This is a genomic window from Enterococcus sp. DIV1067f, assembly GCF_050543505.1.
In the GTDB taxonomy this organism is placed as follows: Bacteria; Bacillota; Bacilli; order Lactobacillales; family Enterococcaceae; genus Enterococcus_D; species Enterococcus_D entomosocium.
Window position 1 is genome coordinate 714163 of record NZ_CP172940.1, and the last position, 14047, is coordinate 728209.

Genomic DNA, 14047 nt, shown 5'->3' on the forward strand with positions numbered 1-14047 from the left:
TTCAGGTCAGAACTTTTCACTTATAGTGTGTGTATAGGAATTATCTCGAGAAATTCTTTTACTAAAACCTAAAGAAATTTTTTTAGAAAGGAAATCGTCGTTTGCAAACTACATTATTAACAAAAGAAAACATTTTACTTCAGCAAGACAGTACCAGTTGGCAAGAAGCAATCAAAAAAGCTGCCCAGCCGTTATTGAGGAATGGCAGTGTTTCAAAACAGTATGTCGAAGCGATGATTCAATCCGTCTTAGATGCCGGGCCGTATATCGTGCTTATGCCTGGGTTTGCTTTGGCCCATGCCCGATCAGAAGATGGGGTTTGTCGTTTAGGACTAAGTGCGATGACCTTAAATACCCCCATCTCATTTGGTTCGCCCAATGATCCAGTTAAAGTCATTTTCTGTTTGGCAGCGATAGACCCGACCAGTCATTTGGAACTGATGGGTGAGTTAGCAGAGGTTTTAGCAAGGGACAATATCATTGATCGTTTAGCAAATGTGGAGACACCAGAAGCATTTATAAAACTATTAGAAGAAACGAGGAGTTAAGATGGGATTCTTTCAAAAAAAGAAAAATGATGCATCGATCCAATCAGATGCAAAACCTAAGGCGAGTAATGGCAAGAAATTTTTGATAGCGGTTGCATGCCGTGCTGGGATGGGGAGTTCAACGCTGCTTCACATAAAAGTAAAATCAGTGATTGAAGAAAACGGCTATCCCATTGAAACGATTCATGGAAATCTAGATGTTCTCATTGGTTTTACGGGTGATGCCTTTATGAGTATGGCAGATATCGCAGCGGAACCTGATTTTCAAAACAAACCTTATGAAGTCATAGGTATTCAAAATATTATGAGTAAAGAAGAGATCCAAGGAAAACTAGAAACATTTCTTGAAACGATGCAAACAAAATAAATTGATGGAGCGAGGAATAAATTGAATGGCAATTTTAGTAATGAACCAATTCAGAAATACTGCTGTGTTGCTAATGATTTTAGCTTTGATCGGGTTACTTGCACAAAGAAAGCCTGCGAAGGAGACCCTGAGCGGTGTCCTCAAAGTGGGCATTGGGTTTATGATTTTTAATATTGGTGGTGGTCATGTAGGAACGATTGCTGCAAATTTCGCCACGTTGTTTCAGACCGCATTTGGTGTTCAAGGGACGGTTCTGGCAGTAGAGCCTGCTACAGCGTTAGCTATGGATGTATATGGTTTTGAAATATCAATGATTATGGGGCTAGGGTTCATATTCGGATTAGTTATTGCGAAATTGACGCCTTTAAAATCAATTTTCTTAACCGGTCAGCATTATCTTTTCTTTGCTGCTGTCATTGGGTTGATTTTTATTTCGAATGGTATGTCCACTTGGGTAACAGTTATCTTTGGTTCTTTGGTACTAGGTTTTGCAGGAGCAGGGTTGCCCAAATTGGCTCAGAAATATACAGATGAGCTGACAGGTAATGCAGGGGTTGCACTAGGTCACTTTAACTTGATTTTTTACTGGTTCTCAGGTGTCATTGGCAGTGTCATTGGCGGGAAAAATTGGCAAGCAAAGAAAGAGAAAGCAGCCAATCGCGAGCTTCCTGATTTCTTCTCCGTATTCCGAGATTTTGTCTTCTCTGTTGCATTTTTCATGATTATTCTTTTCTACATTGCAACGATCGCAGCAGTTTTAAGTGGTCATATGGATGTCGTTCAAGAAATGGCTGGCAACGACTTATGGTTCTTGTATCCGTTGATTCAAGGGTTGCAATTTGCGGCGGGTATGTCTGTACTGATTTATGGTGTGCGTCAATTTATTGCTGAATTAACGGCTGCCTTCGTGGCGATCTCTGAAAAATATATCCCGGGATCAATGCCGGCAGTAGATGTTCCTGTGTTTTTCCAATATGCGCCAACCATGGTTCCTGTCGGTTTTATTACCTCGTTTATAGGTGGCTTAACAGCGACGTTTGCCATGGCTGCTATGGGTTCTCCCGTTGTACTTTTGCCAGCAGCTGGGATTGCTTTTTTCTCGGGTGGAACAATGGGTGTCTTTGGTTCAATAAGAGGCGGGTTGAAAGGGGCGATCATCGCATCCTTCTTAGGCGGTATTTTGCTGACTGCATTGCCTTTGGTGCTTTTCCCAGCTTTTTCTGAATTAGGCATCACAGACGCTGGATTTCCTCAAATCGACTACAATATTATCGGAATTTTACTAGATAAAATCTTAAAACTATTTAGTTAAACAGTATGATTAGCAAGGAGAAAGGTGGATACCATTTCTCCTTGCTATAAGGAAGGAAAATCTGTATTGAATGAAAAAAACGTTTTGTTTGCATATAGTACGAATTTAAAAGCCCAAAGCGATGCTCAATTTTATCGACTTGAAGAAGAAGAAGTCTATCAACAGATGGTGAAGGCCAAAGAACTTATTCTCCATGCAGAAAAAAACCATAAGCGCGTTCATGTAACAGGCGTGGGAAAATGTTCCTATGTAGCAGGCTATGCAGCTTCACTTTTCTCATCTGTCGGCACGCCAACCTATTTTTTAGACACAACCGAAACTGTGCACGGATCGGCAGGACAAGTCGTGGCTGGCGATGTAGTGATTGCGATAAGTAATAGTGGGAACACCAAAGAATTAGAATATGCACTTGCTGCCTTAAAAGCCAATGGCGCTGTAATTTTAGCGATAACAGGAAATGAAGATTCTTCCCTAGCTTCCTGTGCCGAAGTCACATTGTCTTCTTATGTTTCCCAAGAAGGGGACTCATTGAATAAACCGCCACGTTCCTCTGTGATCGCCCAAATGATCCAGCTGCAGGTTCTGTCGGTGTTGCTGCAAGAAGCAAAAGAAATCAAGTTAGAAGATTACCTTAAATGGCATCCAGGGGGAAGCTTAGGAGCAACGACAAAAAAGGAGCTTACGCAATGAAAATCAGAGGAATTATACCAGCAATGGTCACACCATTAAATGAGAACGGCATCAATGAAGAGGGCACCAGAAAGCTTGTAAGGCATTTGATTGCTGGTGGTGTCCACGGGTTGTTTATTTTAGGAACCAATGGCGAATTTCATACCTTAAGCAAAGAAGAGAAAATCCAGTTTGCAAAAATCGTTGTCGATGAAGTATCGGGCAGAGTACCAGTATTTGCAGGTGCCGGAGATATCGCAACGAATAAAGTGATTGAGTTAGTAAATGAGTTTGCAAAACTCGGCGTTGATGCTGCTTCCATCATTACGCCGTATCTTTTGAAATATACCGATGAGGAGTTGATCCATCACTACCGAATGATTGCTGAGCAAACGACACTACCAATTATTTTGTACAATATTCCGCCAAATACTAGAAATTTCATCAATCGTCATGTTTTCTCGGAATTACTCAAAATTGACTCGATCATTGGGATAAAAGATTCAAGCGGTGATCTAGAAAACTTCAAGGGCTATCTTGAATTAAATCATCGAGAGGATTTCTCTTTGCTGATGGGAAGCGACTCTAAGATTTTAGAAGCGCTACAGTTAGGAGCAGATGGCTCTGTGGCTTCAACCGCAAATGTTGTGACGAAAACAGATGTGTCGATCTATGAACAATTTGTAGCTGGAAACATAGAACAAGCGCGGCAAGAACAAGCAAGTATTGATGATTTTAGAGAAGCCTGCAAATGCTCAACGATTCCGTCTGGGCTGAAATACTGTTTGCGGGCAATCGGACAGGATGTTGGGTTACCGAAACTGCCTGTTCTAGATCTTACGAAAGAAGAAAAGCAGCAGGTAGATCAAGTGCTTCAAAAATATGTACAAGCGGAAGGATTTACATTGAAAGTAGAACAGTAGGCTGCAGAAATGGGGGAACATTGATGGTAAAAATTGACTATAGGACGAGAAAGATGATGATGGCTCTGATTGAAAAACCGACCATCAGTTACGATTATCTTCAGCGGAATTATTCTATGAACCGCACTCAAATAGAGTATACCATTGATAAAATCAACCAGTTTCTATCTGCCCAAAAACTACCACTTAGCGTGAATAAGGAAAGTGTGATTCGACTGCCTGAAAAAAGCAAGGAATATTTGTTGGAGTCATTTTTACGTGAGCGTATGTTTAAGTATTATGAGATGAGTTCAAAAGAACGAGGAAAATATATCTTTTTGACGCTCTTTTACTACGAGAAAGACTATCTGTCGGTCAATCATTTTTTAGATGCGTTAAAAATCGGCAAAACAACCTTTATGAGTGATCTGCGCAAATTACAAGCGGAATTACATGGGTACGATATTTCAATCAGTTACTCGAGAAAAGAGGGGTATCACTTAGCAGGTGATGAACTGATGATTCGTTACGCTTTATTTCGAATGATTTTGGAAGATGTGACTAGCAAGGACGATGATTTTATTTACCGTTACTTTATTCATAACGAACGAATACAATTGGCGGATGAGCAGGACACCTATCTTTCTCTTCTTTTAGAAAAACATGCGATAGAGTTAGTTGAAAATAGATTGATTGAATTGAACTATATCCTTATTTTTTTATACCCAAGAATGGGCTTGAATGAATTTAATCTAAAGCCCTTTTCTAATGATCATGAGTTAGTAAAAATGAAGGAGTACCGCTTTGCTGAAGAAATTTTAGAAAACGCAGGGGTGATGAATAGTATAGAAAAGAACTATCTCTGTGGGTGGGTCCTGGGAATGGCATTAGGGAATGAAAAGGAATGGCTTCAAGGAAATTTGGTCATCATTGACTTGGTAGAAAGAATCGTCGAGCGATTTGAATTGCTTTCAGGTATTCGTTTCAAGGATAAACACTCTGTCATCAAGCAATTATATAGTCATTTTCGACCGACCTATTTCCGGATGCTGTTTCGATTACCGATCATCAATCCTATGCAGGAGAAAATTTTTGAAAAATATAATGACCTTTATCAGATCGTAAAAGAAACCTTGAGACCAATCAGTGATAGCTTTGATTCAAAGCTTCCAGATGAAGAAGTAGCCTTTTTAACAATGCACTTTGCGCTTTTGATCAGGAATTCTGAAGAATATATGGTGCAACAAAAAGTGGGGGTCGTTGTTTGCCCAAATGGTATTGGAAGCTCAGCAATCATTTACAATGAATTAAAGGAAATCTTTCCCTCTTTTATCTTATTGGGACCGATTGAAACAAGCGAACTACATTCATTTGATCAGTCTTACGATATCATTTTTACGACAAAACCCAACTTTCAACTTTATCCGTTAAAAAAACCGATTTTTGTAGTAAACCCGATCATGTCTTACGAGGAACGAACCCAGTTGTTTTTAGATGTCAAATTCGAAACCAGTACAAGTATAAAGCCCAATACTGTTACGATCGACGGCTTGATGCACGTTATTCAACAATATTCAACGGTTACCAGCGAGTCAGCTCTGCGGCATCATCTAGAGAAATTTGTACAAGAGTCCTGCTCGCCAACGGCATCTATCATGTCTCAAAAAGAGAAAAAGCCAAAAGAACCTGCAATGCTGTTGGATATGATGCGTCCAGAATTGATACAATTAAACAAAAAAGCCAGAACGTGGGAAGAGGCCTTTTATCTCGCAGCCAATCCATTGATTGAAAGAAAGATCATCACTAGAAATTACATCGATTCGATCATTCAACAAACCAGATCAGAAGGTGCTTATATGGTGATAGTCGATCAAGTTGCCTTACCGCATACGGTTCCTGAAGCAGGTGCAAAAAAACTTGGCATGGGATTGACAACGTTAGAATCTGAAGTATATGTCTTAGGAACGATTCCTGTAAAGTACATCTTTACTCTTTCTGCGTTAGACAGCAAGCAGCATCTAAATGCGATGACTCAGTTTATTACCCTTATTGAATCCAAAGACTTTTTTCGAGAATTAGAAAAACATGAATGTCCGGAAACAGTTTATCACTGGTTTGCAGAGATTTTACGTACTGCTGTTGTATAAATTTTTTCGAAAAAACTGTAAGTATTATAGAATAAAGCATATACTCTTTGGTCTTTATTGAGAGAAGCGTGCGAAGGGGAGTAATTTGCCTTCATCGTTTGCTGCTGTTCATCCGAAAGCGAGGGATGTCATCCAGAACTGTTAACAGCCGAAGGATTATCTAATGATACTAATTTATGCCGTTTGAGGTTAGTCCAGTTCTACAAGAAAGATTCATTCGGAAATCAGCTACCATAGAAGTGGAGAAACAGTTCGATCACGATCGGGCTGTTTTTTATGCTTTATGAAATGACCTATTAAGGGGCTAAAAAGTATAGTATAATTATTTAATAAAAAGATATTATTTAGTGAATGTTGTGCGAAAGGGAATAGAAGCACTCTCTTTCGATTGTAATAGAATAAAAATTTGGGAAAAAGGACATTGAAAGGGTGGGTTCATGAGACAGCAACGAAGACAGGAACATCAGAAAAGGCAGCGGATCATTGCTGGGTTAAGTGTAGCATTATTGGCAATCACATTCGGAGTGATTTATCTAGTGATTCAAGCGACAAGCATCCCCGAACAGCGTCTTACCGCAGAATCGACAAAACCGACTAAGCCAATGCAAGAATCAAGTAGTTCTACCGAAACAAAGCCAGAAGTAAAAACCATCACAGTGACAGCTAGTGGCGATATGCTCTATCATACACCTGTTTATTTAAGCGCTTACGATGGAAAGCGTTATGATTTTGACAATGATTTTGAGCAAGTCAAACCGTTAATTGCATCGGCGGATCTTGCTCTGGGTGATTTTGAAGGAACCATCAATCCTAATAAACCACTTGGCGGTTTTCCCTTATTCAACGCGCCTATCGATGCCGTTGCCAGCATCAAAGACGCTGGCTTTGATGTGATCGATCTTGCTCATAATCATATCTTAGATACGGGAATCGAAGGAGTCAAAACAACGGCGGCTGCTTTTCACGATCAAGGGTTGGCAACGATTGGTGTCACGGTCGACAATAGTGGAATTTTGGTCAAAGAAGTCAACGGGATCAAAGTTGCTCTCTTGGCCTATGCCTATGGCTTCAATGGACTTGAAGAAAGCTTAACTCAAGCAGAGTATGACACTTATTTGAAAGACTTGTCCCTCGATAAAGTGGAAGCAGAGATCAAAGAAGCGGAAACCTTGGCGGATATCACCATCGTGATGCCTCAGTCTGGTGTCGAGTATTCTTTAGAACCAACGGAAGAACAACAAACTGTTTATCGGAAGATGATTGATTTTGGTGCTGATATTATTTTCGGCGGCCATCCGCATGTAGCAGAACCAACCGAAATCATCGAAAAGGACGGTGAAAAGAAATTTATCATTTATTCAATGGGGAACTTATTGTCGAATCAACGTTATGAAACCGTCAATAACAACTATTGGACCGAACGCGGCGTCATTCCAGAAGTTGAGATCACCAAACAGGGAGCTCGGACCTATTTAAGTAAGATTGCCTTACATCCAACTTGGGTCTCCAAAGAGCCGATCCCTGATCGTACCTATTATGATCCAGAATACGGCGTCTTACAGGCCTTTGATTTTCAAGTTTACTTGGCCGAAGATTATCTACCGGATGGACAATACGCCAAACGTGTTCCTGAAGAAAAACGACAGCGCATAGAAACCGCCTACCATGAAATGCTGGAGCTGTTAGATTTGAAGTGGGAGCAGCAAAAAGAAAATCAAAATGACTAATAAGGCAACCTGACCAACAGGTTGCTTTTTTATTAGCTCTCGAGAAAACGAATCATGAAACGAATGGTGCTCCTTCCAACAAAACATGACAGTAGACTATCATTTATGAACAAAAAATGACACCTCAAGCTGATAAAAATAAGTAATAATGTCAACATAAAGCATTCAGAAATGAGTCGGAAAGGATTCAGTAGATGATTTCTGAATAAAAGGGAAAGAAAGCAGGATGTGTCATGAGAATTATTATACTGACGAAAAATATATCATATGAGATTGATTTGCAGCGGGAGTTACAGATTTTGAGTCATGAAGTGTTCGTAGGGAAAAATACAGAAGAGGCGGAATGGTTGATAGAAAGCGCCAAATTATTTGACTGCTTATTTGTCAGTGAAACGATTGCAGATCCAGAATTTTTATTGATCAATCAGGCGTTGGCTCCTTATTATCAAAAACGAATCGTCCGTATCTTGCCAGGGAATATTGAACAAGAAGGTAGGATGGAAAAAGCTGAAAATGCCACGTACCTGAATCGCTCTTTTGTCGAGCTGAGAGAATTTTTGGCTGCACTACCACCAATTAGTCGTAAGTTAGAAAAAGCATCCGTCACGAAAGAATCCTTTCCTAAATTTCTTAGTCTACAAGAACAGATCTTTTTTAACAATTTAGGAGAAGAGCAATTTATTAACCGAGAAGACCTGTGTTGGAAAATTTGGGGAAATGGTGGAACAAACTCGAGAAAATCTCAGTTGTCGATATTAGCGAAACGAATCAATGAAAAATTAGATGAATACGACTACACTGAAAAACGGGTTCGTACCGCTTGGGGCAAAGGCTATATCTTACAATAAAAAGAAAATTGTGTGATCAAAAGAGCATCGAAGCCTTATTTCTCACGAATAGACCTCTTTGTAGCTTCGACTGCTTTTCAGGTAGAAACGACTCTGTTTTCAAATTGAGTCGTTTTTTATATAAAAATATTAGTATTAAATAAATGATGGTATCGAAAATTATGATAATGCTTTTTTTTAGTGTTAAAATAGAGATAATCAGTAATGAAAAGGAATACTACAGGATTTAAAAAGCACTTTGGAGAAACGTGCTGTAGTATCTTTCAGAGGAGGAAATGTCGTGAAGAAGATTGAGTGTGTGATATTTGATTTAGACGGAACCCTATTAGATTCGAGAGAATGCAGCATCAAGGCGACAAAAGCAGCTTTTACAGAGATGGGACTCAAAGTACCGAGTGAGGTAGTCATTGAACATTACATGGGGATACCGATCGAAGAATCGTTTTTTAAAATGTCAGAACAGCCATTGGATCAAGAAACAGCAACGGAACTGATTCGGGTTTTTCGTACCTATTATCAAACATACGAGGAAAGTACCTTGAACGTATTTCCTGAAATTCCCCATGTCCTAGAAATCTTAATGAAACGAAAGGTTCCTTGTTTCGTGGTTTCAAGTAAGAAGACAGCGGTCGTCAAACGAAATTTGGCTGCTCAGAACCTGGTGGCGTTCTTTGAAGAAATCATCGGCTCAGATGCGGTGTCCCACTACAAGCCTCATCCAGAAGGAATCAATAAAGTAGTAACTCAGTATCAGTTTGATCCGACAAGGACGATCATGGTAGGAGATGCTATTTTTGATATCCAGATGGGCAAAGCAGCCGGTGTCAAAACCATCGCTGTTACCTGGGGCAGCCACGATGCGAAAAAACTTTCCGCTGAAAAACCAGATGCTTTGGCAGAAGCGCCGCAGGATATTTTAGATTATATCTATGCTTGATCTATTTTTACTGATACAGTTTAAAAATCATTTCTATTTTTGATCTGTAGCGTGAAAAATAGAATGGACTGAACGTCTTCTTCCAGCAGTATATTTGAGGTTTCGACCAATGATCGATAGATTCGATTATTGGTTTTTTTTGTTGGTATGGATATGGGGCGTCTATTTACATGAAGCAACAATTTTAGCTATCTGTTGATTTTTGTGGATATTATAGTCATTTTCTTGTCATTAGAGACGATCTAGTTGCATTCGGGCACTACTTTTTAGCAGAAGGGAACGGGGCCGCCTCTTTTTCACTCTTATTTCTTTTATTTAATAAAAAGTAATTATAAGAGAATCTGAAAGGGAAACTATAATAGGCGTAACTGATTTTCTTAATGTGTCTGCATTGGTAAGAGCTAAAGACCCAATCATTTTTAGTGGTTTTTGGACAGCAAAGCTTCAATTAAAAAAACTATCGGAAGAAAATCAAAGCGAGCAGAAGGGATAGCGCTACTTTCACCAAAAAAAAATAGATGTAAAGGAGTAAGGATATGATATCAGAAAATATCAAGGAACCGAAAGACTATTTGTGTTATTCAAAAGAAGTGTTGCTAAGTTTAGGGGTAATGACAGATTTCCCCAAAATTTTTCATTTTTATCAAGAACTCTGCAATGAATTTGAGTACATTTATTATGATCGATCAAAAAATTTATTTGATCAGCTCAAAGCACTTCTAGCAATAGATGCGCAGATTCAAATTTTACTGGAACTTTTTGAAAATAGTAGAACAAACCTATGCAAAGAGTTTTGTATGGATGAGCATGAAATTATTTGTATGATCAAAAATGATAAAAAATCTTATTATCGCGAGCTTACAGGTCAAAAAAACAATCAAGTACCAAAATGGAGTTTAATTTATTTAAGTGAGGAGTAAGCATATTTTAGGATAATTCAACCATCTCAAGAAAGAACACATGGAGCAATAACGCGATGAACACGGGAGTAGAGGAATAGAAAGAGGGATCACAATAACAGAATTCCATCTTATGATCTAGTAAAATAGTCTAGCGCACTTTCCTTGTGATTTGTTATACTAATTCTAAGGAGCTGATCTTGACACCTTGTGTTCGGCAAGTACGTTCATGTGAGCGCTTTATTGATTGAGTGAGAAAAGAGGGAATGATTTGACGAAAAAAATTGTCTTTTTAGATGTAGATGGAACATTATGTGATGATGCTGGAAATGTACCAGAAAGTGCACGCCAAGCGATCACAGCGGCACATAAGAAAGGCCATGAATTTTTCTTATGTACCGGTCGTTCAAAGGCCGAAATTACAGAAGACGTGTTGGCACTGCCCCTAAGTGGGATGATTGGTGCCGGCGGCGGTTATTGTGAGGTGCATAATGAGGTGATTTTGCACAAAGTTTTTGAAAAAGAAGCTTTATTAAGATTGATTGATTTCTTAAAAGAAAACCAAATCGAGTATTACTTGGAATCGAACCAAGGTTTATTTGCAAGTACCAATCTAAGAAATCGTTTGCTGGAGATCGTCTTAGCAGGTGAGTCTGTTGAAAGTGAAGCAGGAAAACAACGCGTTCAAACTATTCAGTGGTTCCTTGATTTACTGATTGAGGACGAAGCGAAAATCGATTACGATGACGTGAACAAAGTTTCCTTCATCAATCATTCCATTCCTTATGAACAGGTCCATGACCAATACCACGAACAATTCCAAATGATTCGAAGTACGGTACCTGTTTTTGGCAAAGATAGCGGCGAGATCGGCATCAAGAATATCCACAAGAAAACAGCCATCGATTTTCTCTTGAACCATCTAGGGATCGATAACAAAGATACCTTGGCGTTTGGTGACGGCCATAATGATGTCGAAATGTTTGAAGCTGTTGCGACGGGAATTGCAATGGGCAATGCCTGTGAACAGCTATTGGCAGTAGCTGACGAGGTGACGGCTCGACCAGAAGACGGCGGGATTGCGCAAGCGCTCCAAAAGCACGGCCTCGTGTAGCTACTAAAAAACATGATTAGCACATGCTTTTTTATGCTAGTCAGGTTTCATAGCAACAAAGTTCAGAAGACCTGTAAAGTGATCGACAGAGTAGTTTTTTGCTTCATTCTTGTGAAGAAGACTCTGATTAGAAAGAAGTACTATCAGTGACTATACAACATACAATAGGTAAAAGGGGACAGAAGCCGAATTCTGTGCCTCTTTTTTTATTTCTAGATAAGATTTAACTGGGGACAAGACATGCACCCCAATATTGGAAACGGATACGTTATAATTTAGATACAATCAAACTTGGCCAAGGGAGATTAAAAAAATGGATAATAATCGATTGAATTTCATTTATAAGTTAAATCATATTGTGAACGAAAATGAAGTAGGGACGGTTGAATTTGAACTTGCTAAATTTTTCTTAGAGAACTTCAAAAGCGTGACTCGATGGAACATTTATCAGATTGCAGAAGAGCAGCATGTATCGCGGGCCTCCATTCGACGATTTGCGAAACAATTGGGCTACGAGAACTTTTTAGATATGAAAAAAAACGCGGAAACTTTTGATGATGGAATCAATGAATTTCTAAAGTTTTACGGCTACTCTGATTTTTTGCCTAAGCTTCAAGCCAATATTACTTCGCTAATGGAAGAATTAAGTCTGCGGTTTAATACACAAGAAGTCGATCGTCTTGTCCGATTAATCAATGATAGCCGGGAAGTTATGATTTTGTGTTCAAGCAATATTACTGGTAGTGTAAAAACTTTCCAGCAGCGAATGGTTATCTTTGGTAAAAGAATTACTTTATTAACATCAAAGAGCGATCTGACATTAGCCTTGGAACATTGCCAAGATCCCTTGATCATTGTTTTTTCGCTATCGGGTCTCTTCGTCTCTTCTATGCTTGAAATACTAAAAGAGGTCAAGGCACCAACGATTTTGTTTACAAATAATAGAAACCCGATCTATAACCGCTATTTTGATAAATTGTATCATTTAAGTTCACAAACACATGAGAAAGAAATCACTGAGCTGCTTTACTATACGTATGGCATTGATTTCGTACTTGATCTACTATTCAATGGTTATTTACTTAAATTTAAGAGAGAAGGCAATGGGCATGCATTATAAAGATAAACCACTATTTCCAAAGGATTTTTTATGGGGCGCTTCAAGTGCTGCGTGGCAAGTTGAAGGGGCTGTAGCAGAAGATGGGCGTTCAACTGCGATCATCGACTTAAACAGCAAAAAGAAAAAGCCCTATACAGATAATTCGATTGCCGCTGATCATTACCATAAATACAAAGAAGATGTCCAATTAATGGCTGATGCGGGCTTTACTTCATATCGCTTTTCGATTGCTTGGCCTAGGATCTATCCTGATAATTCAGGGGTGCCCAATCAATTAGGCATTGACTTTTATAATCAGCTGATTGATGAATTAGTTGAACATGGCATTACTCCAATCGTCACTTTGTATCACTACGATATGCCAGTCTGGGTTGACGAAGAATTTAATGGTTGGTACGACCGAGGCATCATTGATGCATTTGACCAATATGTTAGAACCTGTTTTGAGTCATTCGGCGATCGTGTGAAATACTGGCTGGCAATTAATGAGCAAAACATGCAAATTGTCTATGGAGACTGGTTAGGAGTATGCAAATACCCAGAGACTTGGTTTGAAGATAAGTGGAAAGTCAATCATATTATGAACCTATGTCATGCAAAAGCGGTGATTGCGTGTCATGAATTGGTTGAAGACGGCAAGATCGGCCCGGTTCCTGGGATGGTTCCGTTTTATCCTGAGTCAGCAAAACCAGCAGATCAGATTGCAGCGATGAATGCAGAAGAACTGACGGAAAAAATCTGGAATGATTTTAATGCAAATCGTGAATACAATGGTTTTATTAAACGTTATTGGAAAGAAAATAATATTGATCCCGATATTCGCCCTGGGGATATGGAATTGGTTGCACAAGCAAAAATCGACTTTTTCGGCATCAACTGTTACCGTAGCAACGTAGCGAAGGAGTCACCAGTGGCATCCGATCATCAAGAAATTGGGTTGAACAAATCGGGGAAAAAAGGGGAATTTGTTTACCCAAATTATCCAGGGATTTTTGCGCAAACGGTCAATCCTTTTGTCGAGACAACCGATTGGGATTGGGAGATCGATCCAGTTGCTATGCGTTACTTGTTACGCTATATGGAAGACCACTATCATTTACCAATGGTGATTACTGAGAATGGCTACGGGGCGCATGAGACGCTGGGTGAGGATGGACAAGTACATGATCAAGAACGAATCGATTTTTTAAATGATCAGATTTATCAAGTCGGATTGGCGATTGAAGATGGCGCAAAAGTCTTTGGTTATAATCCATGGTCCTTTACTGATCTTTTGAGTACAGGCAATGGGATGGCGAAGCGATATGGACTTGTCTATATCAATACAACTGATGAAGACTTACTGGATTTACGTAGAATCCCGAAAGATTCTTACTATTGGTATAAAGAAGTGATCCAATCAAATGGTCAAACGTTAGCACGTCCAAAAGGATGAGAAATGAGCGATAGAAGAAAGA

General features: G+C 39.3%; 13 protein-coding genes. All 13 read left to right on the forward strand.

What is annotated here, in order from left to right; all coding sequences use genetic code 11:
- Window positions 1-101 precede the first annotated feature (101 nt).
- The 13 genes from IGJ42_RS03310 (at window position 102) to IGJ42_RS03370 (ending at window position 14025) form a co-directional block, all read left to right on the forward strand.
- Window positions 102-548 (forward strand): PTS sugar transporter subunit IIA, encoded by a 447-nt coding sequence (locus IGJ42_RS03310; RefSeq protein ID WP_086333041.1) that lies wholly within the window; start codon window positions 102-104, stop codon window positions 546-548.
- 1 nt (window position 549) lies between these two features.
- Window positions 550-915, forward strand: a complete 366-nt coding sequence (locus IGJ42_RS03315; RefSeq protein WP_005237463.1) for a PTS sugar transporter subunit IIB — start codon at window positions 550-552, stop codon at window positions 913-915.
- A 25-nt stretch (window positions 916-940) separates the two neighbouring features.
- Window positions 941-2227 (forward strand): PTS ascorbate transporter subunit IIC, encoded by a 1287-nt coding sequence (locus tag IGJ42_RS03320; protein WP_086333042.1) that lies wholly within the window; start codon window positions 941-943, stop codon window positions 2225-2227.
- Between the two features lie 24 nt (window positions 2228-2251).
- Window positions 2252-2917: an SIS domain-containing protein gene (locus IGJ42_RS03325; RefSeq protein WP_086333043.1), complete on the forward strand. Its 666-nt coding sequence runs from the start codon at window positions 2252-2254 to the stop codon at window positions 2915-2917.
- Entirely contained in the window at window positions 2914-3819 is a 906-nt protein-coding gene (gene dapA, locus IGJ42_RS03330; RefSeq protein WP_086333044.1) for a 4-hydroxy-tetrahydrodipicolinate synthase, read from the forward strand. The genes IGJ42_RS03325 and dapA overlap by 4 nt, the downstream gene beginning before the upstream one ends.
- A gap of 23 nt (window positions 3820-3842) precedes the next feature.
- On the forward strand, window positions 3843-5945 hold the full coding sequence (locus IGJ42_RS03335) for a BglG family transcription antiterminator (RefSeq protein ID WP_086333045.1): 2103 nt from the start codon (window positions 3843-3845) through the stop codon (window positions 5943-5945).
- Between the two features lie 437 nt (window positions 5946-6382).
- A complete protein-coding gene (locus IGJ42_RS03340) occupies window positions 6383-7672 on the forward strand; it encodes a CapA family protein (RefSeq protein ID WP_016620579.1) in 1290 nt (429 codons plus the stop codon).
- Window positions 7673-7905: 233 nt separating this feature from the next.
- Window positions 7906-8520 (forward strand): hypothetical protein, encoded by a 615-nt coding sequence (locus IGJ42_RS03345; protein ID WP_005237455.1) that lies wholly within the window; start codon window positions 7906-7908, stop codon window positions 8518-8520.
- 280 nt (window positions 8521-8800) lie between these two features.
- Window positions 8801-9457 (forward strand): HAD family hydrolase, encoded by a 657-nt coding sequence (locus IGJ42_RS03350; protein WP_042891036.1) that lies wholly within the window; start codon window positions 8801-8803, stop codon window positions 9455-9457.
- A gap of 536 nt (window positions 9458-9993) precedes the next feature.
- A complete protein-coding gene (locus tag IGJ42_RS03355) occupies window positions 9994-10377 on the forward strand; it encodes a DUF7006 family protein (RefSeq protein WP_005237452.1) in 384 nt (127 codons plus the stop codon).
- A 250-nt stretch (window positions 10378-10627) separates the two neighbouring features.
- Window positions 10628-11470 carry a Cof-type HAD-IIB family hydrolase gene (locus tag IGJ42_RS03360; protein ID WP_034878757.1) on the forward strand — a complete coding sequence of 281 codons (843 nt, stop codon included), beginning with the start codon at window positions 10628-10630 and terminating at the stop codon, window positions 11468-11470.
- A gap of 313 nt (window positions 11471-11783) precedes the next feature.
- Window positions 11784-12590, forward strand: a complete 807-nt coding sequence (locus IGJ42_RS03365) for a MurR/RpiR family transcriptional regulator (protein WP_005237449.1) — start codon at window positions 11784-11786, stop codon at window positions 12588-12590.
- Window positions 12580-14025, forward strand: coding sequence for a glycoside hydrolase family 1 protein (locus tag IGJ42_RS03370; protein ID WP_005237448.1), 1446 nt, complete (start codon window positions 12580-12582; stop codon window positions 14023-14025). Before IGJ42_RS03365 ends, IGJ42_RS03370 begins: the two co-directional genes overlap by 11 nt.
- Window positions 14026-14047: the final 22 nt, after the last annotated feature.